We start from the raw sequence: 24,924 nt of genomic DNA on the forward strand, positions 1-24,924 counted from the left end.
ACCAGGGAAGTGCTGGCATTGGACGCAGCCGCGGAGGCGGACCGCATCGTCTCATCGACGCGCGAGCAGGTTCTGGTGACGCTTCGACGGCGCGGCGTGGTGGTCGGACTGTCGGGCGGCATCGACAGTTCCGTCGTCGCGTCCTTGTGCGTGCGCGCCTTCGGCAAAGATAAGGTGCTGGGGCTCTTCATGCCGGAGCGGGACTCCTCGGGAGACTCGCTGAGGCTCGGACGCGTCGTCGCGGCCCAGCTCGGCATCGATACTCTGGTCGAAGACATCGCCCCGGCGCTCGATGCCATCGGCGCCTATCGCCGACAGATCGAGGCGATCCGCGCCGTCGTTCCAGAGTATGACGAAGGATGGAAATGCAAGCTCGTGCTGACCTCGGTTCTGGAGAGCCAAGGCCTCAACATCACCCGCCTTACGGTTCAGGATCCGGAAGGCAAGGTCAACACGGTTCGGCTGCCCCTGACAGCCTATCTGCAGATCGTCGCCGCGACCAATTACAAGCAGCGCATCCGCAAGATGACCGAATATTATCATGCGGATCGCCTCGGCTACGCTGTTGCCGGAACGCCGAACCGGCTCGAATACGACCAGGGCTTCTTCGTCAAGCAAGGGGACGGTATCGCCGACGTCATGCCAATCGTGCACCTGTACAAAACCCAAGTCTACCAGTTGGCTGAATATCTCGGGGTGGACGAAGAAATCCGCCGCAGGCCGCCGACCACCGACACATTCTCCATGGCGCAAAGCCAGGAGGAATTCTACTTTGCGCTGCCTTACCACCTGACGGATCTATGCCTCTATGGCGTCAACCATGGGTTATGCGCCGACGAGGTCGCAGCCGCGGCGGGCCTCACCGGCGGCCAGGTCGAGAAGGTCTTCAAGGACATCGAAGCGAAGCGTCGGGCGGCACGCTATCTGCATGCGCGGCCCTTGCCGTCCGTGCCGATGGATGTGGACTGACGACGATGTGCGGGATCGCCGGGATACTGGCGCTGAACGCCACCGCCGAACCGCCTTCGCGCGAAGCGTTGCTGCGCATGGCTGGCGCGCTTGCGCATCGCGGTCCCGACGAACGCGGGCTCTACCGCGACAGACGCGCCGGTCTGGCGCATGCCCGCTTGTCGGTCGTCGATCTTCAGCACGGGCAGCAGCCGCTCGCCGATTCCGATGGTCCGGCGTGGATCGTCTTCAACGGCGAGATCTTCAACTATCTCGAACTGCGCGACAGGCTGTTCGCCCTCGGCCATCGGTTCCGCACCCGCAGCGATACCGAAGTCGTCCTGCACGCCTATCGGGAGTGGGGCCAGGCAGCCTTCGAGCGTATGAACGGCCAATGGGCACTGGCGATCTGGGACCCGGCTATAGGCCGGCTGGTGCTGTCGCGTGATCGCTACGGCATTTGCCCGCTGCATTTTTGCGAGCATGGCGGCCGCCTGTTCTTTGCGAGCGAAGTCAAAGCGATTTTCGCGGCCGAGGTCGCGATTCCGCGCGCGTTCGACCCGGCTGGCATCGATCAGACCTTCACCCTGTGGACGGCTGTTGCTCCGCAGAACGTGTTTCAGGGCATCCGGGAACTCCCGCCCGGGCACGTGCGCCTCTACGAGAAAGGCGCGGCGCGAGAATACCCATTCTGGCAGCCGCGCTTTCCGGAAATCCAAAATCAGGACCAGGGCCGGTTTAGCGGCTCCCTGGACGAGGCTGTGGAGGAAGTGCGGCTGATGCTGGAAGGCGCCACGGCCTTGCGAATCGTGCAGGCCGATGTGCCGGTCGGCTGCTATCTGTCAGGCGGGCTCGACAGTTCCCTTGTCGCCACGCTCGGAAGGCGCTTCGCCGGCGAGCGTTTCCAGACCTTCTCGCTGCGTTTTGCCGATGCCGAATATGACGAGACCGAATTCCAGCGGCTCGTCGCAGACGCGACTGGCAGCGAGCACCACGAGATAGTCGTTTCCCGCGGCGATATAGCCGCAGCCTTTCCCGAGGTGATCCGCCACACCGAGCGGCCAATCCTCAGGACCGCGCCGGCACCACTCTTCCTGCTGTCGAGGCTCGTGCGGGAACGCGGCATCAAAGTGGTGCTGACCGGTGAAGGCGCTGACGAGATGTTTGCCGGTTATGACCTGTTCCGCGAGGGCAAGGTACGCCGCTTCTGGGGACGCCAGCCGGCGTCGACAAGGCGCGCCCGCTTGCTTGAGCGGCTCTATCCTTATCTCTCACGCTCACCGGTTCATCAGCAGGCACTGGCCCGGCAGTTCTTCGGCCGCAATATTGAGGCCCACGCCGCGGCCGGATTTGCGCATGACACACGCTGGCGCACGACCAGCGCGACCAAGCGCTTGTTCTGCCCCGATATGCGGGCCGCCTCCGAAGGCCGCGACACGGTGAGCGAACTGATCTCGACCCTGCCGGCCGAATTTCCGCGCTGGAGCCCCCTCGCCCAGGACCAGTATCTGGAAATCCGGACTCTGATGTCGAGCTATCTGCTCTCTTCGCAAGGCGACAGGATGCTGATGGCCCACTCTATCGAGGGCCGCTTTCCCTTCCTCGACGACAACGTCGTTACCTTGGCGAATGCGCTTCCGGATGCCTATAAGCTGCGCGGCCTCGACGAGAAGCACGTGCTGAAGCGCGTCGCGGCGCCGATCCTGCCGCCGCAGGTGGTCGCCCGGAAGAAGCAGCCCTACCGGGCGCCGAATGCGCTGAGTTTCTTTGCCGACGGCGCGCCGGCCTACATTGGTGATGCCTTGTCCGAGACGGCAGTGCGGGCGGCCGGCATCTTCGATCCACAGTCGGTTACGCGGCTGGTCGGGAAGTGCCGAGCTCGAACCGGCGAGGGAGACATGTCGAATTCCGACAACATGGCCCTGGTCGGCGTGCTCTCGACGCAGCTTCTGCATCAGCAATTTGTCGCGACCCGCCCAGCCGGTGTGACAGAGCCGGATCTCAGGATCGATGTCGACTACGAGCATCGCGAAAGGGAACTGGCATGATCCACGGCGCCGTACCGCTCCTGCACGATTATCTGATCCACTCAGCCGGCCGGCTCGGCGACAAGGTGGCGTTGGTCTGCAACGGGCGACGCGTCACCTATGCCGAAATCGACGAGCGTTCCAACGGGGTCGCACAATGTCTGACAACAGCCGGCGTGCAACGCGGCGATCGGGTGATGATCTTCGCCGACAATACGGTCGAGACGGTTGTCAGCTTCTGGGCGGTGCTGAAGGCAAACGCCGTCGTGTGCATCGTCAACCCGCTGACAAAAAGCGAGAAGCTCGAATACCTGCTGAATGATTGCCGGCCGGCGGCGCTGATCAGTGACCGGCATCTGCGCTCCGTGTTCGGCGAGCCGGCGCGCAATTGTCACTCGCTACGCCAGGTGATCGTGTCGGGGCCGATGGAGGACGACGAGCTCAGCCGGCTGCCGCACGCGATACGCTGGGAAACGGCCGCCGAGAGAAATCCCGCTGCGCCTGCGCGCAAATCGATCGACATCGATCTCGCCGCCATCATCTACACGTCCGGATCCACGGGCGAGCCCAAAGGCGTGATGCTGACACACCGCAACATGATGGCGGCGTGCACCTCGATCGCGTCCTATCTGGAGCTTCGGGAAGACGAGGTTATCCTCAACGTCCTGCCCCTCGCCTTCGATTACGGTCTCTATCAGATGCTGATGGCGTTCCGCACCGGCGCCCGGCTGGTTCTCGAACGCTCTTTCGCGTTTCCGGCGCAAATCCTTCAGATCATCAAGGATGAGAGGATCACAGGCTTTCCCGGCGTGCCCACCATCTTCGCCTCGCTGGCGGAGCTCAAGTCGCTGAAGGATCACGACTTCTCGAGCATCCGCTATGTCACCAACACCGCCGCCGCCTTGCCGCTCAAGCATATCACCATGCTCAGGGATCTGTTTAAGGGCGCCCGAATCTATTCGATGTATGGCCTCACCGAGTGCAAGCGCTGCACCTATCTGCCGCCGGAAGATCTCGAACGAAAACCGCTGAGCGTGGGGATCGCGATCCCGAACACCGAGATGTGGATCGTCGACGACAACGATCAACTCGTCGAACCCGGGACCGTCGGCCAGCTCGTCATCCGTGGCGCGACGGTGATGAGGGGCTACTGGGGCAAACCGGAAGCGACCGCCAGAAAGCTCAAGCCCGGCCCCTTGCCGGGCGAGCAGGTGCTTTACACCGGGGACTACTGCCGAATGGACGCGGAGGGCTATCTCTACTTCATCGGCCGCGGCGACGAGATCATAAAATCCAGGGGCGAGAAGGTTGCGCCGAAGGAAGTCGAAAACGTGCTGGTGAATATCCCCGGCGTCAAGGAGGCCGCGGTGGTCGGCGTGCCCGACGAGCTTCTCGGCCAAGCCGTGAAGGCCTTCGTCGTGATCGAGCAGGGCCGCATTGTCGGCGAGCGGCAGCTTCAGATGGAGTGTCAGAAGCGGCTTGAAAACTTCATGGTCCCGAAGTCTATCGTCATCGTGCCCAGCCTGCCGAGGACGGATACAGGGAAACTCAAGAAGGTGGCTCTTTCGTAGCGCCTGTTGGACGGCGCACAGTATTTAGTTTTTATTGGAGGGTGGGTTATGGATACGATCTTGGCAGCGAACCCCGCGGGCGACATTTACGTCAAGCAAATTCGCGATTTCCTGGCTTCGAACTTCTACATCGCCGACGTGAAATCGCTCAGCACCACGGAATCGCTGCTCGATCAGGGCATCGTCGATTCCACCGGCGTGCTCGAGGTCATCGGCTTCATCGAAGAGACCTTTGGCGTCATTGTCGAGGACAGCGAGCTCCTCCCGGAGAATCTCGATTCCATCCAGGGAATAGCGCAGTTCATCGCCCGCAAGAGGGGATGAGCTCCAGCTGCGAGGCGCTCAGGGCTGCGGCCTGGCGTATCCGAGCACGACACGCGCCTCGCCGGCGCGGTTGATGACGGCGCGGATGCTCTCGTAGCTCCTGCTGCGCTCCAACAGGCTCGCCACCTGGCGATCCTGGCCCAGGCCGACCTCGAACAGCAATGCACCGCCGGGCCGCAGATACCACAAGGCATCCTTCACCACGCGCATGTGGATAGCGATGCCATAGGGCCCGGCCGCAAAAGCCTCACGCGGCTCGAGCGCGACCAGATGGGAGCGATCACCCTCAAGCCGCTTCTCCGAGATGTAGGGGGGATTGCACACGACAACATCGATCGAGCCCTTAGGCACCAGAGTGGAGAGAGCTTCGAACAAGTCGCCCTGGTGGACCGACACCCGCTCGGCCAGGCCATGGTGGACGACATTTCGGCGCGCCACCTCGACACATCCATCTGTAAGATCGCTTGCCCAGACCCGCGCCGCCGGAACCTGATGGGCGATGGCGCAAGCAAGATTGCCGGCTCCGCAGCACATGTCGACCACGCGCGGCGCCGGCAGGTTCATTTGATGCAACACGTCGACCGCGGACGAGCCCAACAGCTCCGTCTCCGGCCTCGGCACAAGTGCGCCGGACGCGACAAGCATCTCCATGCCCATGAAGACCGCGCTGCCTCTGCTATAGGCGTCCGCGACATCGATGTCCTGGCTCAAGACCTGCCTCCACAACCGGATCCAGCGCTCGCCGAGCGGTGCAGAAGCGCCGGCACTATTGTGCCGCCGCGCTCTCCAGCTCGTTGCTGAACCTGACCTCGATCGTATCTCCCGGCGCCACCTCGGCGTCCTCATCGGCGGCCTGCTTGCGCCATTGCCCATCGACATTGCGAATGAGCGTCATCTGGGCTCGAACAGTCTCGCCGGCGATCGACAGAGGCGCAGCGGTCGCGCCCAGGGGCTGCAGCTTCTGGCTCGCGGCACGAAGCCTCGTGCCGATGTCGGCCAGTCGCACCTCGGTGTCGCGCAATTCGTTCAGCAGACCGATGCGCCTTTGGTTCTCGTTGCGCTCCATCTGCCTTGCAAAGTCTTCCTGCTGGCGCTTTGTCCTCATCAGCTCGACGGACGTCTCCAGCGCCCGGCTGGACGAAAGCAGGACGGCGCGCCGGACGTCGGCGAGCCTGTTGTTCGTCAGGTTTCCAGCCTTGAACGCCTTGGTGACCTGCTCCAGGTCCTCTTCATCGGCCTTAACTGCATCCGCCTCATCCTGCGCACGCTTGATCAGGGTTTCGATCTGCGCCGCGGCATCCTTGGCGCCCTTTTCGACAAAGGTCTGCTCTTGCTGAAAATTATCCAGGGAGAGCTTGAGCGCTTCCGCTTCAGCCTTTGCTATTCCCGCAGCGAGCGCGGGGGAGAGGGGCGACCCTTGCGGAGGCTGCATGTCGAAGCTTTCCTGCTTTTCAAGCTCCGCGCGCAGGCGGGCGCTGTGGAAGTAGTCCCTGGTGTATTCTCCCCAGATCATCTCGTAATCGCGTCGCAGATCCGTCGGATCCGGGCCTGCCTGGTTGCCTCGCGCCCGCAAAAGGCTGAAACCGCCGGCCACGGCGATCGCCTGGCGCACAGTCATCAGCGGACGATAAACCTGTTGTCCGGGGGTGAGCACATCACCGGTCACATAGATCGGGCGATACTCGGCGATGATCGCAGTCACGTCGCTCGGCCTTACGACCGCCATCTGTTCACGGCCATCGGGCATGCGGATGTGGAAGATCTTGGTCGGCAGGATCGCTTGCATACGCGTCTGCAATTCGGGCGACGTCAGACCGCCGACCGAGACCGCGCCGGCCTCGGGCAGCACGATCGTGCCATCCATCTGGACAACGGCACGCTGAGTCCGGTCGGGAATGGAGACTATTCCGATTTCAACCGTATCTCCCGGCGAAATCCGATAGGGTGTTGACGGATCGGCGGCCGCGGCCGTGGGCAGCGCCCCCAGCAGAGCAAGAGCCGCGAGAAATGACCGGCTAAGGTTGACCATTCGCAACAACCTCCTTCGGGTTGTGTTGTTCGGACCAATCGACACGGGTGACGAACTCGTAAACCGGCCCGCCCGGCACGCCCCAATTGCTTGACCAGATCACCTGGGAGCCATGGTCGGGCCGATGATGGTTAGTCCATCTTTGATGCAAGATGCCGTCGACCGTGACTGTGGCTCTCTGCTGCGTGTCATCCGCAAGGTTCTTGAAGCACACCACATACGTTCCGAGCGGCGAGATCGTGCGGGAACTGGCTGTCCCCGGGTCGGTGGCGGGAAGAAGATGGTCAGGCAAATTCATCGCCACGCAGCCCCGAAGCCGGCTGACGTGTCGCTCGCCTCCCCCTCGGCCGGCCGCGGGCCGACAAATCCGGCAACGCGAACCAGCAGCAATGCAGCGAAAAGCCTGGGAAGCCTCATGTCATGTAGCTCATCTCATGTCGTACTCGCCCCTCGCTCAGGCGCGCCCGCCACCACGCAATGGTCCGTCTCAGGCCTTCGCGCAAGTCCGTTTGAGCCCTCCATCCTGTTGCGCTCTCAAGCCGGGATGAATCCGCCAGCAGTGCCCGGACCTCGGAATTTTGCGGGCGCAGCCGGCTCTCGTCACGATGGACCGGCTTGTTGGAACCGCTCAACTCCAGCACCAGGTCCAGCACGTCGGATATGGTCACGGCACGCTGGCTTCCGGCATTGTAGGCATGGCCGAATTGGAGATCGGCGGAGCCTGCGCTGAGAAACGCGGCGGCCGTGTCTTCGACGAAGGTGAGATCGCGAACCGGACTCGTATCTCCCACCATGATGGCCTGGCATTTCGGGTCGATGGCCTGCCTGATCAGGGTCGGAACGATCGCCCGTTCGCTTTGCCGTGGCCCGAATGTGTTGAACGGACGAAGCACCACGACTGGAACGTCGAACGAACGGGCGTAGGACTCCGCCATCATGTCGGCTCCGATCTTGGAAGCTGAGTAGGGCGACTGGCCCTGCAGCGGGTGGGTCTCATTGATCGGCATGGTCAAAGCGGTGCCATACACCTCACTGGTCGAGGTGTGCACTATGCGCTCGGTATCCCACTGACGGGCGGCTTCGAGCACATTCACGGTGCCCAGGACGTTGGTCTCCACGTAGGACTGGGCAGCTGCGTAGGAGTACGGAATGGCGATCAATGCGGCGAGATGGAACACGACGGCCTGGCCACGTACGATCCGGTTCAGGAAGGCACTGTCGCGGACGTCGCCGCGGACGAGCTTGAGCTGGCTTCGGATGTCGTCCGGCAGGTCATCCAGCCACCCGTGGCTGTCGAATGAATTGTAGAGAGCCAGTGCCGTCACATCGGCCCCGCCGCGAACCAGGGCTTCAGTCAGATGCGACCCTATGAACCCATCCGCCCCAGTGACCAAAACCCTCTTTCCCTTGTAGGTCATGTCCTGACAGTCCTCGCACTCCTTGGCCTTAATCCGGCGAATGCTGCTGCAACCATTCGAACGACTCACGCGCCAATCGAACGGTCCACGGTCACGCCGAGAACGATGAAAACACCTCGAATGATGAGCGCCGTGTCTGAGAGGATCGTCCGGCGGCCATAATAAGAAAGATCGATCCTCGCCTTTGCCGGAAACAGGACCTCCTTGTAGAAGACAGTCGGCTCGACATCTCGAGGATAGAAATGAGCCTCATGGCGGAATATGATCTGAGCTGGACCGAACAGGCCTGGCTTATATTGCAGGACAGCTTCGTATCCGTCCCTGAAGCACTCAGCGAATGACAAACTCTCCGGACGCGGACCGACCAGGGCCATTTCGCCTTTCAGAACGTTCCACAACTGCGGCAGTTCATCCATTTTGCTGAAAGCGAGGAACCTGCCCACCGTCGTCATGCGCTGATCATTGGCAAGGGTCAGCGCAAGGCCTCCCGCATCGCAGCGCGGATCGAATTTTCGGAACTTGTACATACGGAAAAGTTGACCGCCGGCGCCGATGCGCGGCTGAACAAAGAGCACCGGGCGCCCGCTTTCCAGCAGCAGCGCCACTGCGATAAGCAGCATCAGCGGCGACAGGACAACCAGGCCGACGAACGCGGCAATGATGTCCATGGCGCGTCGGCCAAATCCATGGCTTACGCAGCGCATTGCAAGCCGGCCAATGGGCATGTCGAACGCGTTCATGCCGCTGTCCCTGCCCGGACGCCGCTGTTGAGGGCGGATGCCAGGGCATCCACGACCGCTTCCGCCACGGGAGATGTTATCTGCGGATGCAGCGGAATGGTCAGCTCACGGTCGGCGAAGTCCTCCGTGCGCGGCAGGTGAATTCCGGGAAAAAGCTCCCGGTAGAAGGTCATTTGATGCACGGGCGGGTAATGAATTGTCGTTTGTATGCCCTGCGCGCGCAACTCATCGATGACATCCTGCCTATTGACGTAACGAGGCAAGAGGATCGGCATGATGTGATAGGCAGAGCTGCGCGGCTCGGCAAACGGCATCGAAACGGCCGGACAGCGCATGCCTATGAGGCGTCTATACAATGTGACAAGGACGCGCCTGACCTCATTCCATTCCTGCAGATTGCGAAGTTGAACCAGGCCGATGGCAGCTCTCATTTCATCCATGCGATAATTGAAGCCCAGCATGGTCACATCATATTGCGGCGTGCGGCTGTTCAGTCTCTGCCGCGTGCCGGTGGTCATGCCGTGGCCACGCGCCTGGCGAATCTTCTCCCGCAGGTCGGGGTCGCGCGTAATGACCGCACCGCCTTCGGCGGTGGTCATGTTCTTATTGCCGTAGAAGCTGAACGCCGCTCCCGCGCCAAAGGTCCCAACCTCCTTCAGGCCGGGAGCATGCGCGGCGTCTTCGATGATGTAGAGCCCTCGCACGCTGGCAAATGTCTGCCACTCCTGTTTGTTTGCGAGATAGCCTGCGAAATGGACCAGGATCACAGCCCTGGTCCGAGAGGTGCAGCTTGCCTCCGCATCTTCGATCGACATCAGAGGCACGTCATCGGATTCTATATCGACAAAGACGGGCTTGGCCCCAACGTACAAGACCGCATTTACGGTCGCGACGAAGGTCAATGAAGGCACCAGAACCTCGTCACCGGGCCCGATCCCAAGTCCATGGAGAATGAGGTGGAGGGCTGCGGTGCAGGAGTTGACGGCGACGCAATCGTCGGCGTCGTGCATCGCGGCGAACGCTTCTTCGAATGCCCTGACGCGTTCGCCCATCGTCAGCCAGCCGCTGTCGATTACTTTCGACAAAGCGGCCTTCTCCGGCACACCCAACAAGGGAGCACTAACCAAGAGCATCCCAACCTCCCGGTGAACTCTCGCGAGTAGAAAGGCGCCTCACGCGGCAGCCGCGGCGACCTCTATCGAAGCTGACTGCTCCTCCCAGGAAACCGTCTGCGCCTTCTGGAAGTCCTCGACGCGGCCAATGTCCAGCCAAAGCCCCTCGTGCTTGTAGACGTGCACGACCTGCCCATCCTGGAGCATTTGCAGCATGAGATCGTCGAAGCCGAAGGGAATGCCGGACGGAATGAACTGCAGAACCGCCGGATCCATGCAGTAGATTCCCATGCTCACCAGATGCGTGAGCGAAGGCTTTTCGCGAAACACCTGAACAGTGTCATTGACCTCGTCGATGACGCCGAAGTCCATTTTGGTGACACGCGCCGCCGTCGCGATCGTAACCAGGTCCTTGTGCGCCCGGTGCGCCGCCACGAAACGGCTGAGGCTCAGATCGGTAAGCACGTCGCCGTTGAGGACCAGAAACGGTTCGTCCAGTTCATCCCGGATCAAGGAGAGCGGGCCGATGGTTCCGAGCGGTTCCATTTCCTGCGTGTAGCGTATCTTGAGGTTCCATTGCGAACCATCTCCGCACACGCTGCGGATCAAATGGCCCAGATAGCCGGTCGTGACGTAGACGTTCTCAATACCGTTGCGCCGCAACCATTTGAGCAGCAACTCAAGCACCGGCCGGGCACCGATCGGCATCAGAGGCTTCGGCAGAACCGATGTGAACGGGCGCAGACGCATGCCCATTCCACCGCATTGGATAACCGCTTTCATTTGATACTCCCTGCGCACTCGGCCGACACAGGCCAACAATCAAGCTCGGCGTCCGGAAATCTCACGCATGCGGCTATGCGGGTCTCCCCACCCGATCTGCCGAACGTGCTCCGAATTGAGCGAGAAATACGCTCAGCCTGTACGCCTGTCGTCGTGCGTTCGAATGGCGCTCGACTGGGCCGACGTGAAATGGCGGGCGGTGCAGGAGCGTGGGCCCGGGCGCGGACGCAGCGATGGCTAGGGACCAAGGTCCGACTTTGCATTATAGTAAACGCAGAGTAGCTTTTTTCCTTCGAAAGAGGCACATTTCTGTTGGGTTCCGGCTTGGCGGACAGGTCCAGCATCGTCACAGAATTAGCCGCGTAGGCAAAAAACGTTCTGGACGCGTACCATAGTCCCCGGGCCGAAAGCGTGTGCGTTGGGGTAAAATGTACAAAATCGTCATCGCCGATGATCACGGTCTCTATAGGCGTGGCTTACGGTTGGCGCTGACCGCCGGCATTGAAAGCGTTGAGATATTTGAGGCCGCGTGCTTCGATGCCGTGGTGGGGCTTCTCGCCGAACATGAGCGCGTCAACCTAGCGATGCTTGACCTGAACATGCCGGGACTCTTCACCCAGGAAGTGATTGGCGATGTTTTGGCTGCGTACCCCGACACGCGCTTTGCGATCGTTTCGGGAAACGATTCACGCTCCGAAATCCTGACCGCTCTCAATGTGGGGCTGCACGGCTATATCGTGAAATCGCAAAGTGACGAAGAGGTCGTCCTGGCGGTGAAGGAAATCCTGGCAGGCCGAATCTACGTGCCGGCGCTCTTGTCCCGGCATTTTGGAAGCCACGAGCAGCCTCTCGAGATCCGTCACGGGAGCATCGCCGGCACCGGCGCTCTCGAAAGGCTCACATCCCGGCAAAAGGATGTACTAAGGCTGATGGCGGAAGGATATTCGAACAAGGAGATCGCGAGAGATCTCGATATCGCCGAGGCCACGACGAAGATACATGCGGCGGCAATCATGCGGGAATTGGGGGTTCGAAACCGTACGGAAGCCGCAGTCCTGATAAAGACCTGGTTGGGAACGGTGTGAGCTAAGCGTGCACTTCCTTCGAAGACAGCCGAAGGGAATATCGCAATCCATCCTCCCGCACCTCGAATTGCGAGGAATGGCCCACGAGGGGTGTCCCGTCGACTCCCAGAACCACAGATCCGAAACCCGGACGCCTGAAGGGAGCCGCGCGTCGGCGCCCCGTTTCTATCCACTCAAAAACAATCTCATCGCCCGCCTCGGCCGATGTGAAATCCCAACGTGCCTCAACCTTGCCCTGCCCATCGCCGAGCACGCCATGCTTGATCGAGTTGGTCGTGAGCTCGTGGATAATCATTGCGAAACTCTCCGCCGTCCCGCCTGAAATCCTGATGTCGGGACCTGCGACTATTGTCCTGCCGGCGTCCGAGAAGGGCTTCAGTTCCTGCACCACGAGATCCCGGATGGCGGTTGATCCATCCGCGCTGCGCGTGAGCAGCATATGCGTCGCCTCAAGCGCGCGAATTCGCTCCACCAGCGTTTCTTTGAACTTGGCGAGGCTGCCGTCCGGCGCGTCCAGCATCTTCACTATCGCCGTGATGACGGGGAACAAATTGCTGAACCGGTGGCGCTGCTCCAGCATCAATTTCTCTTGCCGCCTTACCGCAGCCCGCAGCAGCGTGGTTTGCCGTCGCTCAGTCAGATCCGCCGCGATGCCAATGCGCTGGTCACGGCCACTATGGCTTTCCGCGCGTCCTCGCAAGGCGACCCAACGGACCTGGCCGTCCGGTCGCTTGAGGCGAACCTCCACGTCGTAATTTGCCCCCGGCTGCTCCTTTCCTGGAGGCGACACCAGTTTGTCCCAGTCCGCGGCGTGGACGATGGATGATAGATCGGACAAGGGGCGGAACGCGGCCGGAGGCAAGCCGAGAATCTCCCAAAACTGACGTGAGCCCGAGATGACGTTCTGGCCGTACTCTATCCGCCAGGTGCCCAACCGGCCGGCTGATAGCGCGAGGTCGAGCCATTCGTTTTGAGCTATGAGCGCTTCGCGGGCGGCTCTTCGCTCGGTTATGTCATCTACGACCACAAACAGGCTGTCCAACGGCACCGTGTCCGACGCAGAAAGAGAAAGCGTCAACCAGGCCCAAAGTATGCTGCCGTCCCGTCTGATCAGGCGCATTTCCGAGCCGAACCACGGCGCTTCGGAAGTCAATGCGGCGAGCGAATTCTTAAGCGGCGCGCGATCATCTTGATGGACAAGCTCATCTATGGGCCGCCCGACAAGATCGTCTTCGAGATAGCCGAGCAACGCGCTGAGGCGTTTGTTCAGCTGTAGCAATTCTCCGCGGTCATTCGCGGTCGCAAAGCCCAGCGCGGCTCGTTCAAAAGCGCGGCGGTAACGCGACTCTGCAGCTTCGACGGCAGCGAGCTTGACGTCCAGTGCGGCCCGCAAGCTCTGCCTGGAGCGATCGAAAAGAAAGGCAATCATCCCACCGCAAAGCACAAGCAGGATGGCGCGCACCCAATCATCGGCGAGAGAGTGGCCATTCACGATTATCCGGGCGCCCAGGCCTGCAGCCGCCATCAAAAGCGTTGAGGCGAGTGCAAGCCGGCGGTCTGCGAGGAAGGCGGTGACAATTATCGCCGGGACAAATTCGAGGAAAGCAGGGTCTGTAGCGCCCGTTAAGGATACCCTTACCTCGAAGAGAAGCGTAGCGATCAGTACAGCCGCCGACGCCAGGTGAGTTCGCGACAGGATCGGACCTCCTCGGCTACCTCATCCAACCTAACTACAACTTTTGGTCTAACCCGTCGAGCTTAGACCGTTGAGCGTGCAGCTAGTCCGTTTGCTTGCTTTCAGATCTTAGGAATCCAAGGCCTTATAAGCGAAGCCGGCTATCGATCGTTAAGCACCGATAGCAGTGATAGAGAATGAGGATGGATAACCCATGAATCTGGTCAGCGGGCGGAATGATGTGGGATCGGTCGCGAGACCTGGCATGATAGCGCCCAGTTCCGGCAGCAGAGCAGCGACCACCTTCGCTCGAAGTGCCTCTCGCACGGCCGCTAGGCCGATCACGGCGAGCAAATGCGTGCGGCCGTGCCTTAATTCCGTAACGGCCATGCTCGAGCGTATTGGCTGCGGGTGGCTTGTGCTGAGTGAGGCAAAGCGGGTGCTCGAGTGGAATGCGGCCGCCGAAACCATCCTCTGGGCCTGTGAGGATTCCATTGGCCCACCTGGTGATCTCTCCGCGGCGTTGAGGAACCTGATAGCAGGCGTGCCTACCCATTTTGTGGCCGGATCGTTGTCCTGGATCGTTATCCGCAACGCCGGCGATCGGCCGGTTGTCATGAATGAGGAAGGCGTTGTCACGCCCGATGGGTCGATCATTGTCGCGCTCCTTGACCGCCAGCCAAGGACAGGGCCCAATCCGGAGACGCTGCGGAAAATGTTTGGATTGACCAGTGCTGAAACGCAGCTGGCTTTGCGTCTGGCAAGTGGCGATGCTCCCTTGGAAATTGCGGAGCGGAGCCGGCTCAGCCGAACCACGATCCGCAGCCAGCTCGCCTCCCTGTTTGCCAAGACGGAGACGAGGCGCCAGGCGGAACTGGTCGCACTTCTGGGACGCATCTCGGTGCTGCCGTAGAGCCGGTAAACCCGATCGTCGAGCGCGCCTCCCCCTTCGGAGCTTACCAATACAACGACATCGCTCAGCGGACCTTGTTCCCCGCACACCAGCCGAATGAGACGTCGATGGACGGGCGGCATTCGGCGGCGTTTATGGGTCTGCACGGCTCTAGAGCCTCGGGCAAATCTTGAACGTTTTCGACGCTCAAATCACGACGAACGAGGACGCGGTCAAGTGTAGATGATGGGAAAGGGCGGCAAACTGGACCTGATGCGCACCACCGATTCCATCGCTATCGAATGAGAGCGCTCCAGTCGAACTGTTGTAGACAATGTGGTCGGTGCTGTCGTGCGCACTCGCGCCGACGTGAAACTGCCCCGCCGCCAGAGCGCCCACGTGAAGCCCCGCAAACACTTTGTGGTCCAGCTGAATCTTGTCCTGAGCCACGCTGAAGTCGGTGACCTTAGCGACATTGCCAGCCTTTAGGGCAGAGTTGAAGACGAAAACATCTTTTCCTCCACCTCCCGTTAAAACATCATGCCCGCCACCGCCATTTATGACATTGTTGCCGGCATTGCCCCTTATGGTTTGGGAGAACTCATTTCCCGCGAGGTTGATTGCGGCGGTTCCGGAGGAATTTGTTGTGGCGAGGTGCTCGACCGCCGATCCGGCCGAGAGCGCATATGTTACCGAGGCCAGCACCGCATCGTTGCCGCTACCCGGCAGCTCTACTACCTTGTCGCCAGCGTTGTTGACGTAATATGTGTCGTTATACCCGTAGCCAATCATCGTGTCGGCGCCGGCGGTGCCGTGAAATATATCCGCGCTGCCAGTGCCATTGAAAACGTGATGGCTGGCCGGGGTCGAGCTGGATGGGGCCACGGTGCCCTGCGGCGTCGAGCTGGATGGGGCCATGGTGCCATGCGGCGTCGAACTGGATGGAGCCACCGTGCTGGTCGACGGTGCGGTGGTAGTCGGAGGCACGTTGGTGGCCGCAGACACATTGCTGGCCGGCGTCAGATTCTCCACGTTATGGTTATGTTGAAGGAAAAAAGCCTTCAGCTCCGCCGATTGGCCAAGCGGGGTATCGCCTTGCTGAGAGCCCCACGCGTATGCGTAGTCAAAGGCGGGCGATGGCACCAGCTTGGCGAAGTGGTCTATAATGGCTTGCTCCTGAGCAGCCGTGGGCACGAGATACTTGCCGCCCGTGTCAGTGTTATAGGTGCCGCCGCCAAACGCCTGGTAGCCTGGAATCATCTGGCTCACCGGGATGCCCGATGCCGCAGCGGCAGCAACATATCGGTCGATCATGTTGTAGTCGATCGCACCTCCCGTGCGCACCGGATAGGCATCCACCCCGTAATAATCGATATGCGTGTTGGCGGGGTTGTACGTGTTCGAAAAATCCGGATTGGCCGAAGTCCCCAAACTCATCATCGTGATGTAGGTCTTGGTGCCGGGCAGATGGGAATGGATCCAGTCTGATTCCGCCTTCAAATTTGCGGCGCTGGCGTAGGTACCCCATTTACCGGTGGGGTCCGGCTCATCAACGAGAAAGAAGCCAAATACCTTCGGATTGCCGATGAAAGGCGTGACTTTTTGGATAAAAGACGCGGTCGCCCCGTTGGTCTCGCCGAGCCAGACCAAGCCCTTCATACCTGCCGGTAGGGCATTGAGTTGGTCAACGGACGAGACGTCGGCCAAATTAAATCCGGCCGTTGCAATATCGGCGCCTGATCCGCCAGACGTGTAGTGGAGAGTTGGCATGCGCTTTCCTTCGGCTGATTCGACAATGCCCCTCCGGCTTACCTATTGGAGACCTACATTAGCGCCAAATCAAATATCGTCAGCTCCTGACAGATACCTTGATCGCTGGACGGGCCGAGTGCATGGCTTCGCATGAGGCTTCCGTTGCGACACGGCTTAGACGCCCGGCATGAGGCATGGAGAGCCTCATAAAGCGTTGCCATTGGCAGATACTCTCTGTCCCCGCGCCATCAGACGGTGCTCACGAAAAACTCCGGTTATGACGTCAGTGTATGGGAGTTCGGCCGTATTCGCTGCGCAGCTGGTGCCAGCCGGTATATCCCAGACGTAAGGGCGCGGATAAGCGGCTTGCGCACCGGAGTTTCGATGAAGCGCCAGACAAGAAAAGAGGCAAAAAGAACCCCGCCCGACACGATGAAGAATGCGGCGTTTTTCCCGACATGAGGCGCCAGCGTGTTCAGCGAAATGTAGCCGATATACTGGTGCAAAAGATATAGGGGGTAAGTCAGTCCCCCGAGCATAAGGACGGTTTTTGAAGGTTCAATTGCGGAACCGAGCAGTATCGCCGCACCGAATATTCCGAATATCCCGGTATTGGCGATTATGAGCCCAGCACGCGAAAGCGAGACGCCATAGTGCTCCTGCATCCAGGCCTGGGGAAGTACCATGGCCTTGTACGAGACCAGGAAGGCGACGGCCAGAAGCAGGAGCGCAGCCGGCGAACGACCTCTTGCAACCATCTCTTCGGCCAGTATGCCACCAGCGAAAAAGGGCGCGTAATCTGTGATGAAAAGAATGCGTATCGCTGTGTTCCCGAACAAGAATTCGTTGCTTGCCGAGACGGCAAGCCATGCGGCAACGATGGGTACTTTCCAGCGCTGAAAGGCGCCCGCCAGCATCAGCATCGCAACCCAGCCGTAGAATAGGATTTCGATCATGATTGACCAGTAAACGCCATCCATGGACTGCCGACCAAAGATGCGGGCGAACATGGTAAGATTGGCGATATAGGTGGTTGCGTTGGTGGGCAAACGCTGGTCCTTGGCGACCATCAGGAAAATAAAGGTAACCGTCATGCAGACGAGAAATCCCGGATAAAGCCGGGCGAAGCGCGCGACAGCGAATTCTTGCCAAGTACGGCCTTCGGCCGACCACGCGATAACAAAACCGCTAATCAGAAAAAACAAATTGACGCCGAGATTGCCATAGATGGCATAAGGTGCGGCGGCAGGGTAACTCACGTCGAGATTGCCAGCTATCGCGCCGCGGAAAAGATAGTGATAGAGCATAACCGCGAGGGCTGCAATCAAGCGAAGCAGATCGAGTGATGTCATCCGCGAGGTGCCGACCTTGCCTATGGATCCCATACCGACCTCCTGCATCGCTTAACCCGGCAGGCTAAGGCCTTACCTTCTCAAGCACGAACACCTGCTCGCACGATAAGAGCGGGAGGATACTGAACGAGCTAACCAGCTTTAGACCGGCCTCTGAGAAATCTTCCCGCGCAACGTTGAAATTGACCGGATGCGGCGCAGAGACTCTGCCGGTGATCATCCTTCGCAGCCTCAATCGTATTCTCTGGAAGCGGGAAGCCAGGCCGTAGGAGACGATGAGGCGACGGCTGGTCACGCGCGCCAGTTCATTGATGATCTTGCGCCTGAGATGCGGCGGGATAAGATGGATCAGTCGAAGGCAGATCACCGTGTCAAAGCTTTCGTCGGCCAATGGCAGCTGGGTTACATCGCATCGGATGAAGCCCCGGAATCCGGGGCGACCTTCATATGCCGTCTTGGCCAAAGCCATCATTTCCATCGAAATGTCCGCAGCCATAACTTGACAATCGTGCCGGCTTAGCACATCGGCCAGCTTTCCGGTTCCGCATGGGATGTCGAGCACCTGAGCCGGAAGTGGGGAACAGGTCTTCAGCGCCTTGGCGATGCAGTTCTGCTCCCGTCGTGCGATGACGTGAGATGCAAACGTCGACAGCTTCAGGCCTCCGGCATATCCGTCCAGATATCGCTCCGCAAAGCTTGGATTTTGATATCTGTGCTTGGTCGCGAGTTCATAGGCCGCGACATCGGCATCGTAATTCATTGGCGTCGCGATGTTCGCTCCTGCAGTCTGACGTGAGTTGAGATGCTCGCTCATCGGCCGGCTTTCATCAGATTTGTCCTGCCTGCGAGATCGCGGATGTCTGTCCAATACGTTCATGGAAGCACTGCCTTTGCTTTGGCGGTATGGCACGTCGGTGCTGGGTGTGTCTGCCGACGGCACAACGCCGGTTGTGGCCGATAGCACAAGTCGAAAAAACTGGAAGCTGGTCAAGCGGCTCGGCCGAACATGATTGCAAATCGGTCCTTTGTGTGAGTAACCGCTCGGCCCATCGGGCCCGAGGACGTTGTCATGCTACGCGATCGAACGCGTGCTGACGTAGTGGATTGGATTGCGGCGTCCATCGCGGGGTCAGGCTTCCAGATGACCGTGTCTGACGCATCCCCCGAACGGATGAAGACTTGCGAACACTTGTGACTACCGTGCTGTCGTCAAGGGCCGCGAAATCGTGCCGCAAGGTCTTTGCGGGGACAGAACGGAAAAAGAATGCAAGGGCGACCGGGAAGCATAGCTACTGAAGCGCTGCCGGTGGCTCCCCTCAGAGCCCCCGGTACATCCGGGATTTCCATTTTCCGTCACGGGGTAAACGGCGAATTCGACTTACCACCAGTTGAGTCGCAGGCGATTTCTTCGCCGCCCACTGTTGACGTCAAGCCGAAAACGGCCAGCGAAACTCATGGGTTGACCCGACGTCTCTCTCACGCAAGCCTTTGGGCGTTTTTTATTTACATGGCCGGCGCCGCCTTGACCTTCGTGACTCAAATCGCCATTGCGCGCACGGTCGGGCCGGCAAGCTACGGCATCTATGCCTACGTTTTCGCCTGGATCGCCCTTTTGTCTTACGGATCGACGCTTGGCTTTCATGTGGCGGTCATGCGGTTCGTGCCGACTTACCTAGCCACGAAGCAGTTTCCGATGGCGCGAGGGTTCATCCTATTCGGCGCCAAAGCCTGTATTGCCGCAGCACTGCTAATTGCGATTGTCGGCGCCTTTATTGTCACGGAAGAGGCGCACGAGTTCAGTCCGGAACTCGCCGGCAGTTTATTGGTGGGCATGGCCACGCTTCCCTTGGTCACCGTCTACCTTACAGGCGCGGGCCTCGTGCGCGCGTTCGAAGCGCTGATATCGGCCCTCCTCCCTGAGCGGATCGTGCGCGACGGACTTGTGCTGGCACTTGTCTGCACGGCAGCGTCTCTAACCTCGTGGCGTTTGGACGCAGTGGACGTGATGTGGATGCTGCTGATTGCTTCAGCCGTTGCGGCAGGCATCACGGCTTTCGCCGGTTGGCGACATTGGCCGACTGATCTGAGTTCCGCAAAGCCGGCCTATGTGTTTCGGGATTGGTGGCCTTCGCTCCTTCCGATTGTGATCATGGTGTTCATCGATACCCTGATGAACCGAACAGCCGTGATGCTGCTCGGGTGGAATGGATATGTAAAGGATGCAGGCATATTCTCGGCGGCCGCGAATATGGCGATGCTCGTTGCTCTGCCGCGGGTTGCCGTGAGCAGCGCCTTCGCACCCACGATCGCGCGCCTGTCTGCGCGCAACGACTTGCCCAGGCTCCAGACTGTTTTTGCCAAAGCCACCATTCTGTCTTGCGCAGGGGGCTTAACGTTAGCGTTCCCGTTGCTCATATTCACGGAGACGATCTTTCATTTGTTTGGCAGCGGATTCGCCTCTGGCGTCGAAGTAACTCGAATTCTCGTGGTCGGGCAGCTGATTGCCGTCGCTGCCGGGCCGCAGCAGCAACTTCTGACCATGGCGGGACACGAACGCGCGGCCGCCACGCTCATGTCCGTTTCGGCGATCATCAACATTCTGGGATGCATCGGAGGCATCGCGCTAGATGGGGTTGAAGGAGCAGCCATTAGCACAAGTGCGATGCTGATTTTCTGGAGCGTCGCCCAAGCTGTCTATGTCTACTCCCGCTTGGGAATTGTTCCTGGCGCGGCATGGACGCTAAAGGAACGCGCGCGATTCGGACGGAATAGTAGCGCGCCTTAACGAAGCAAGATTCACTCGGGTCCCAAAATGATCTTGGAAATATTCGGACCGTCAGGCGCTGGAAAGACGACGCTAACATCCGAGCTTGTGCCTCAATTGCGCAGCCGCGGATACACCGTTGTGTTGCAGATCGGCGACCGTAGGCACCCAATCAGAAGAGCTGCGTTCAAGTTGGCATCTGGTATGCATTCAAAATGGATGGGGCATCATTCTCTGACCAACGATATATTCAGCCTTCTTCCACCAAAGAACGATCTATGGGCAACTCGTCTTAATTGGCATTTTGAAGGCCTTATCCGGCTGTGGAAGGCAGCACTTCTTGCCGATGAAACGATTTCAATATTTGACCAAGGCATGGTTCAATTCGTCTGCTCGCTGGTCCTGTTCAGCGGCATCACGGATCCTGAAAGAGTGTCCCGCGCCCTTGCGCTTATACCCAAACCGAACCTGCTCGTCCGATTGCAGGCGCCGAGAGAGATCCTAGAGGTGCGACTGAGGGAGCGCCAGCACACTCTGGGTATCCTTCAAAAGCTCCTTGAGCTAGACATGAAGAGAAGCCTCGACCAGATAGAGCACGTCAATCTAGTTGAAGAACTCTTGGAATCGTCCGGGGTACCGATAAGTTCTCACGAAAGCTTAGATGCGGTCGGTCGCGCAGCGGCTGTCGAGACGATTGTCAAAGACACGATCGAGCGGACGCGACGCACACCTCACCGACCCTACAATCTCGATCCTAATTATCACAAACTTGGTACCATTGTTAGATAGCATGCTGGTATGACGATGCACGTCGATGTTGCGGAATGAACCATGGGTCAGACCATGAAACTACGTCGTATATCGGAATTGGTGGGAATTATGTTAGCGGCGGTCGCCACCTCGGCAAGTACGAGCGGCGAAAACGCCGCATCGACAAAGTTCGTGGCACCGGTGCCGATGGAACTGCCGGGCTATTTGCGTATGGCGGTGGATCCGGCGTTCGGTACGAACTTCACGCGAATAACGAAGCCCGGAGTCCTTGGCGCTGGCATTGCATGCGGGAATTATTGCAGTCACCGTTACTCTAGCGCTCAGGCCTGGAATGCGGATCAGAGCCTTCTTGTAATCAGCAACGGTTGCGGCGGCTTGTGTTTCCTCGATGGACAAACCTATGTGCCGCTCTTTCGCCGTGCTCAGTCGGCCGAATGTGAATGGCATCCGCGGGACCCCGATCTGATGATTTGCGTCGGGGGGCAGCAAATCTCCACGTGGGCGCCACGTACCAATCACGAGGAGGTACTGTTTGTTTCGGCTGACCACAGCATTCTCCAGTTCGGTCCGTATAAAGGGAATCCAAGCCGTGACGGGAATCGTATTGCGGTGCGCGCCGTTCGACGGGACGGGAAAGCGGTCGTTTTTGCCTTCGATCTTCAACAGCGGCGAAAATTTCCAGAAATCGATCTTGCACAACTCCCGGGAGTCAATGGCGCGTGCTCGATTTCGCCCTTGGGAGGCAATATCGTGTGTATTCAGAACCTGAAAGAAGACGCTCAACAGACGTTCATCTTTTCAGTTGATGGCGTTCTGGGCCAGAAATGGACTGAGCATCACCGGCCTGGTCATGGTGACATGACGGTCGATGCCGATGGTTGTGAAATCTATGTCGGAATCAGCAAGTCAGATCCTGACAAATTTCAGGTGATCAAGCGGAGGCTGTCAGACGGGAAGGTTACCTCGCTGATGAAGTATGGCGAAGCCCAGCATGCGTCGCTGAGGTCGCTGGACAGGTTGGGCTGGGTGTTCCTTAGCTATTCCGGCGATCCGGACGAAGTGTCGAAACACTCAGCTTGGGCACCATACGCCCGGGAAATTATAGCGCTACGCACGGACGGCAGCGGAGAGATAAGACGCATCGCGCAGACGAGAAACGCTCCTTCCGACTACTGGAGTGAGACCCACGCCTCGCCGTCCCCAGACGGTTCACAGGTGGTATGGTCGAGCAATTGGGGCGTGCCTGGTGGTCCCGTCTACGACTTCGTCACCCGTGTCGACTGGCCAAGAAACCCTGACGAGGGACGGGGAGCTTTGGCCGCGAGTTGCCTTCCATGAGGTAATCTCGTTCCCGCCAATTGCGATGAACTAGTTCACATATGGCTGATTCTCGGGTCCAACCTTCGGCGTGGCGTCGCTCGAACTCGGCGATTCATTCGAATGGACGACGACAGTGCCCAGCCCTGCAGATAGGGGTGGCTATGTCATTCGCGCGGCGGGTCTGCGGTAACATGCCAGAGCACGGTCTTGAGCGAAGCAGCGGCAAAGCGTCTAAGATCGGGGCCGCTGAGACGGCGCCCAAAGTGGGATGGCTCCCTGGTGCCGCAGTTCCCACTTTCTGTGCCACCCTTCCGAGCTCATGGTACATGGGACGCGAGACGAGACCTTCCGGGGTGCATCGTCGTCTTCAGTATCCCGGTGGATGGTTTGTGGTGAAGGGTCGTTCGGATCGGAGCTTAGTGAGGGTGGGCAAGAAGACGGAGAGACGCGAGGATGAGAACGCTTTCATTTGACCCAGTGCTCTTAGATTGGCTGGTGTGCCCAATGACAGGGGGTTCGCTTGCCTGGGATTCGGATCACGACGAACTCCTCTCAACAACCGCTGGGCTTGCTTATCCCATACGCGACGGCATTCCGGTTATGCTGGCTTCCGAGGCGCGGACAATCGATGCGGTGATGAGACGATCTTCGAAGGTGCCCAATCGAGTGTTCCAGACCTGATCGCTGGCCGCAATCGCCGAGAACCCTCGGCCCGATAAGCCTCTTGCCGGTCGCGGGCAATGTGTCCGAAGTTGGCTTGTTTAAACCGGCGACTGGTCGAGTAGTTCAGCCATTCGGCTTTCGCCCTCACAGATCCGGGCGTGCAGCTTGCCCGCACCCCGGCTCTTCCCAAGAGTAACCCGCGTCATATCCGTGCTTGCGCCCAAATTCGAGTGATGCGCGGAGTTGGAAGGGGAAGCGCGCCGTCAGGTTCTCGAACTCCGACCAGCCCATGCGCCGGCTTTTCTGGCTGCGCCGTCTCAGACACCGTAGCCATATGCGGCGCACTTGCCGATGGAATCCGTTGAGCGCTGGGTAGTTGCGCGACCTGCCGTAGTAGCCGTAGCGTCCACGCAGAACGGCGGCGAGCAACCCGGTTCTGCGTCCGGACCGTGGCCTCCTCGCGCGGGCTCCTCTTGGGCTGGCCCCTTCCCTCCACGCGTCTCGTTTCCTTCCACAGCTTCATTGGTACTATGGGCCAGTCCGACTCCCGACCTCAGCTCGGACAGCAGCTCTGGCAGTGCCTTGCCGCTGTCCCCGCTGGAGACGAATCCAGCGGACCCGGTCGGGCCTCTCATGTTCCGATGATTACCTTCCATGCATGATCCGGCCTTCGACGCCGGCGGAGCGGCATCGTCTCGCATATCGACAATGCTCATGCTGCCTTCGTGAGTGGGAACACACTCGGCCTCCGCGAACATCCACCTTTCGAGGCTCAGTCCCGCACCCCGCATGGCTCCTGTCTACACTTCAGACCCCGCGTTGCCGCGACGCCCGCAAGACTCGGTCCCGGCCTGCCCGCTACGGCTTTGGTCGGATGGGACTTTCACCCACAAGCAATCATCAGCTTGGCATGACGTACTCCCCGGACGTGGTGTAGCTCGTCGGTAGCGAAGCCGCTCGCGAGCGCGCCCTCAACAGCGCCGTAGCGAGCGAGCGGCGCCGCGGTGGCCGGCACGGTCGAGCTGCGCAACCCAGGCTCAGGAAGGGTTCCTATGTCCCGAGCTTCCTGGAACCGCGGCGCATGGCGGAGAAGGCGCTCACCCCGGCGATCCAAGACGCCTACGTGCAGGGCATCTCGACGCGCTCGGTCGACGACTTGGTCAAGGCCATGAACATGAGCGGCATCTCCAAGAGCCGGGTGAGGCGGCCGTGCGAGGAGATCGACGGCAAGGCCAAGGCCTTCCTCGAGCGGCCGATCGAGGGCGATTGGCCCTTACATCGGGATGGATGCGACCTACCTGAGCGGCGCTGCGGCGGCCGTATCGTCTCGGTCGCCGTGACCATCGCCGTCGGCGTCAACTCAGACGTCGCCGCGAAGTTCTCGGCATGGAGGTCGGCACCTCGGAGGCCGAGCCGATCTGGACGGAGTTCCTGCGCAAGCTCGCCCGACGCGGCCCGCGCGGGGTCAAGCTGGTCGTCTCCGACGCCCATGAGGTCTGGTCTGAGGGCCACCGTGACCAAGGTGCTCTCAGCCACATGGCAGCTCTGCCGGATCCACTTCCTGAGGAACGTGCTGGCGCACGCCGCCAAAGCGGCCGCCGGCGTCGTCTCGGCCTTCGTCCCCCTGCAAACCATCAGGCAGATGAGTGATGATCCGCTCATCAACCTGCCAGCCGCGCGCTGAGCAGCCCGGCTTCC

At 60.0% G+C, this 24,924-nt stretch carries 21 protein-coding genes and 1 pseudogene; 11 read left to right on the forward strand and 11 right to left on the reverse strand.

Annotation, left to right across the window (positions count from 1 at the left end):
- Positions 1 to 9 precede the first annotated feature (9 nt).
- From nadE to LB565_RS18500, 4 genes are read left to right on the forward strand one after another with little or no spacing between them, the layout of a single operon-like run.
- A complete protein-coding gene (nadE, locus tag LB565_RS18485; RefSeq protein ID WP_411970664.1) occupies positions 10 to 969 on the forward strand; it encodes an NAD(+) synthase in 960 nt (319 codons plus the stop codon).
- 5 nt (positions 970 to 974) lie between these two features.
- Positions 975 to 2,996: an asparagine synthase (glutamine-hydrolyzing) gene (gene asnB, locus LB565_RS18490; protein ID WP_224586437.1), complete on the forward strand. Its 2,022-nt coding sequence runs from the start codon at positions 975 to 977 to the stop codon at positions 2,994 to 2,996.
- Positions 2,993 to 4,546, forward strand: coding sequence for a class I adenylate-forming enzyme family protein (locus LB565_RS18495; protein WP_224586439.1), 1,554 nt, complete (start codon positions 2,993 to 2,995; stop codon positions 4,544 to 4,546). Before asnB ends, LB565_RS18495 begins: the two co-directional genes overlap by 4 nt.
- Positions 4,547 to 4,594: 48 nt before the next feature.
- A complete protein-coding gene (locus LB565_RS18500; protein WP_318012171.1) occupies positions 4,595 to 4,870 on the forward strand; it encodes an acyl carrier protein in 276 nt (91 codons plus the stop codon).
- Positions 4,871 to 4,888: 18 nt separating this feature from the next.
- Here the strand turns inward: LB565_RS18500 and LB565_RS18505 are convergent, their stop codons facing one another.
- The 7 genes from LB565_RS18505 to LB565_RS18535 all read right to left on the reverse strand — a co-directional run bounded on the left by LB565_RS18505 (position 4,889) and on the right by LB565_RS18535 (position 10,952).
- A complete protein-coding gene (locus tag LB565_RS18505; protein ID WP_224586444.1) occupies positions 4,889 to 5,581 on the reverse strand; it encodes a N5-glutamine methyltransferase family protein in 693 nt (230 codons plus the stop codon).
- A 55-nt stretch (positions 5,582 to 5,636) separates the two neighbouring features.
- Positions 5,637 to 6,899 (reverse strand): polysaccharide biosynthesis/export family protein, encoded by a 1,263-nt coding sequence (locus LB565_RS18510; RefSeq protein ID WP_224586446.1) that lies wholly within the window; start codon positions 6,897 to 6,899, stop codon positions 5,637 to 5,639.
- Positions 6,886 to 7,197 (reverse strand): hypothetical protein, encoded by a 312-nt coding sequence (locus LB565_RS18515; protein WP_224586448.1) that lies wholly within the window; start codon positions 7,195 to 7,197, stop codon positions 6,886 to 6,888. The genes LB565_RS18510 and LB565_RS18515 overlap by 14 nt, the downstream gene beginning before the upstream one ends.
- 115 nt (positions 7,198 to 7,312) lie before the next feature.
- Positions 7,313 to 8,317 carry an SDR family NAD(P)-dependent oxidoreductase gene (locus LB565_RS18520; protein ID WP_224586449.1) on the reverse strand — a complete coding sequence of 335 codons (1,005 nt, stop codon included), beginning with the start codon at positions 8,315 to 8,317 and terminating at the stop codon, positions 7,313 to 7,315.
- A gap of 65 nt (positions 8,318 to 8,382) precedes the next feature.
- Positions 8,383 to 9,057 (reverse strand): sugar transferase, encoded by a 675-nt coding sequence (locus tag LB565_RS18525; RefSeq protein ID WP_224586451.1) that lies wholly within the window; start codon positions 9,055 to 9,057, stop codon positions 8,383 to 8,385.
- On the reverse strand, positions 9,054 to 10,190 hold the full coding sequence (locus tag LB565_RS18530) for a DegT/DnrJ/EryC1/StrS family aminotransferase (RefSeq protein ID WP_224586453.1): 1,137 nt from the start codon (positions 10,188 to 10,190) through the stop codon (positions 9,054 to 9,056). Before LB565_RS18530 ends, LB565_RS18525 begins: the two co-directional genes overlap by 4 nt.
- A 39-nt stretch (positions 10,191 to 10,229) precedes the next feature.
- The gene (locus LB565_RS18535) at positions 10,230 to 10,952 is read right to left on the reverse strand and encodes an NDP-sugar synthase (RefSeq protein WP_224586454.1); all 723 of its coding nucleotides are present in this window, start codon (positions 10,950 to 10,952) and stop codon (positions 10,230 to 10,232) included.
- Between the two features lie 428 nt (positions 10,953 to 11,380).
- On the opposite strand from LB565_RS18535, the gene LB565_RS18540 reads away from it, so the two are divergent.
- Positions 11,381 to 12,037, forward strand: a complete 657-nt coding sequence (locus tag LB565_RS18540; RefSeq protein WP_224586456.1) for a LuxR C-terminal-related transcriptional regulator — start codon at positions 11,381 to 11,383, stop codon at positions 12,035 to 12,037.
- 1 nt (position 12,038) lies between these two features.
- Here LB565_RS18540 and LB565_RS18545 read toward each other — a convergent pair whose 3' ends face one another.
- A complete protein-coding gene (locus LB565_RS18545; protein ID WP_224586458.1) occupies positions 12,039 to 13,562 on the reverse strand; it encodes a sensor histidine kinase in 1,524 nt (507 codons plus the stop codon).
- A 538-nt stretch (positions 13,563 to 14,100) separates the two neighbouring features.
- On the opposite strand from LB565_RS18545, the gene LB565_RS18550 reads away from it, so the two are divergent.
- Entirely contained in the window at positions 14,101 to 14,625 is a 525-nt protein-coding gene (locus LB565_RS18550) for a helix-turn-helix transcriptional regulator (protein ID WP_224586460.1), read from the forward strand.
- 186 nt (positions 14,626 to 14,811) lie between these two features.
- Here LB565_RS18550 and LB565_RS18555 read toward each other — a convergent pair whose 3' ends face one another.
- From LB565_RS18555 to LB565_RS18565, 3 genes are all read right to left on the reverse strand, one after another.
- Positions 14,812 to 16,374, reverse strand: coding sequence for a calcium-binding protein (locus LB565_RS18555; protein ID WP_224586462.1), 1,563 nt, complete (start codon positions 16,372 to 16,374; stop codon positions 14,812 to 14,814).
- A 257-nt stretch (positions 16,375 to 16,631) separates the two neighbouring features.
- Entirely contained in the window at positions 16,632 to 17,741 is a 1,110-nt protein-coding gene (locus LB565_RS18560) for an acyltransferase family protein (RefSeq protein WP_224586464.1), read from the reverse strand.
- Positions 17,742 to 17,772: 31 nt separating this feature from the next.
- Positions 17,773 to 18,522 (reverse strand): class I SAM-dependent methyltransferase, encoded by a 750-nt coding sequence (locus LB565_RS18565; protein WP_224586465.1) that lies wholly within the window; start codon positions 18,520 to 18,522, stop codon positions 17,773 to 17,775.
- A gap of 450 nt (positions 18,523 to 18,972) precedes the next feature.
- Here LB565_RS18565 and LB565_RS18570 point away from each other — a divergent pair, with 450 nt between their 5' ends.
- The 5 genes and pseudogenes from LB565_RS18570 to LB565_RS18590 form a co-directional block, all read left to right on the forward strand.
- On the forward strand, positions 18,973 to 20,493 hold the full coding sequence (locus LB565_RS18570) for a lipopolysaccharide biosynthesis protein (RefSeq protein ID WP_224586466.1): 1,521 nt from the start codon (positions 18,973 to 18,975) through the stop codon (positions 20,491 to 20,493).
- 120 nt (positions 20,494 to 20,613) lie between these two features.
- Positions 20,614 to 21,261: a hypothetical protein gene (locus LB565_RS18575; RefSeq protein ID WP_224586469.1), complete on the forward strand. Its 648-nt coding sequence runs from the start codon at positions 20,614 to 20,616 to the stop codon at positions 21,259 to 21,261.
- Positions 21,262 to 21,351: 90 nt separating this feature from the next.
- Entirely contained in the window at positions 21,352 to 22,581 is a 1,230-nt protein-coding gene (locus LB565_RS18580) for a hypothetical protein (protein WP_411970665.1), read from the forward strand.
- A gap of 435 nt (positions 22,582 to 23,016) precedes the next feature.
- Positions 23,017 to 23,244, forward strand: coding sequence for a Trm112 family protein (locus LB565_RS18585; protein ID WP_224586472.1), 228 nt, complete (start codon positions 23,017 to 23,019; stop codon positions 23,242 to 23,244).
- A 989-nt stretch (positions 23,245 to 24,233) separates the two neighbouring features.
- Positions 24,234 to 24,847, forward strand: a pseudogene (locus tag LB565_RS18590) (transposase); the annotation flags it as partial.
- Between the last annotated feature and the right edge of the window lie 77 nt (positions 24,848 to 24,924).

It is taken from the genome of Mesorhizobium sp. CA14 (assembly GCF_020165195.1).
GTDB lineage: Bacteria > Pseudomonadota > Alphaproteobacteria > Rhizobiales > Rhizobiaceae > Mesorhizobium.

What these genes read in the sequence shown, in the direction of transcription:
- LB565_RS18555 (WP_224586462.1), bottom strand. Translation starts at nt 16,374, where the DNA reads ATGCCAACTCTCCACTACACGTCTGGCGGATCAGGCGCCGATATTGCA.
- LB565_RS18545 (WP_224586458.1), bottom strand. Translation starts at nt 13,562, where the DNA reads ATGGCGGCTGCAGGCCTGGGCGCCCGGATAATCGTGAATGGCCACTCT.
- LB565_RS18570 (WP_224586466.1), top strand. Translation starts at nt 18,973, where the DNA reads ATGCAAGGGCGACCGGGAAGCATAGCTACTGAAGCGCTGCCGGTGGCT.
- LB565_RS18580 (WP_411970665.1), top strand. Translation starts at nt 21,352, where the DNA reads ATGTTAGCGGCGGTCGCCACCTCGGCAAGTACGAGCGGCGAAAACGCC.
- LB565_RS18530 (WP_224586453.1), bottom strand. Translation starts at nt 10,190, where the DNA reads ATGCTCTTGGTTAGTGCTCCCTTGTTGGGTGTGCCGGAGAAGGCCGCT.
- LB565_RS18515 (WP_224586448.1), bottom strand. Translation starts at nt 7,197, where the DNA reads ATGAATTTGCCTGACCATCTTCTTCCCGCCACCGACCCGGGGACAGCC.
- LB565_RS18560 (WP_224586464.1), bottom strand. Translation starts at nt 17,741, where the DNA reads ATGGGATCCATAGGCAAGGTCGGCACCTCGCGGATGACATCACTCGAT.
- LB565_RS18565 (WP_224586465.1), bottom strand. Translation starts at nt 18,522, where the DNA reads ATGAGCGAGCATCTCAACTCACGTCAGACTGCAGGAGCGAACATCGCG.
- LB565_RS18510 (WP_224586446.1), bottom strand. Translation starts at nt 6,899, where the DNA reads ATGGTCAACCTTAGCCGGTCATTTCTCGCGGCTCTTGCTCTGCTGGGG.
- LB565_RS18540 (WP_224586456.1), top strand. Translation starts at nt 11,381, where the DNA reads ATGTACAAAATCGTCATCGCCGATGATCACGGTCTCTATAGGCGTGGC.
- LB565_RS18550 (WP_224586460.1), top strand. Translation starts at nt 14,101, where the DNA reads ATGCTCGAGCGTATTGGCTGCGGGTGGCTTGTGCTGAGTGAGGCAAAG.
- LB565_RS18525 (WP_224586451.1), bottom strand. Translation starts at nt 9,057, where the DNA reads ATGAACGCGTTCGACATGCCCATTGGCCGGCTTGCAATGCGCTGCGTA.
- asnB (WP_224586437.1), top strand. Translation starts at nt 975, where the DNA reads ATGTGCGGGATCGCCGGGATACTGGCGCTGAACGCCACCGCCGAACCG.
- LB565_RS18535 (WP_224586454.1), bottom strand. Translation starts at nt 10,952, where the DNA reads ATGAAAGCGGTTATCCAATGCGGTGGAATGGGCATGCGTCTGCGCCCG.
- LB565_RS18500 (WP_318012171.1), top strand. Translation starts at nt 4,595, where the DNA reads ATGGATACGATCTTGGCAGCGAACCCCGCGGGCGACATTTACGTCAAG.
- LB565_RS18520 (WP_224586449.1), bottom strand. Translation starts at nt 8,317, where the DNA reads ATGACCTACAAGGGAAAGAGGGTTTTGGTCACTGGGGCGGATGGGTTC.
- LB565_RS18585 (WP_224586472.1), top strand. Translation starts at nt 23,017, where the DNA reads ATGAGAACGCTTTCATTTGACCCAGTGCTCTTAGATTGGCTGGTGTGC.
- LB565_RS18495 (WP_224586439.1), top strand. Translation starts at nt 2,993, where the DNA reads ATGATCCACGGCGCCGTACCGCTCCTGCACGATTATCTGATCCACTCA.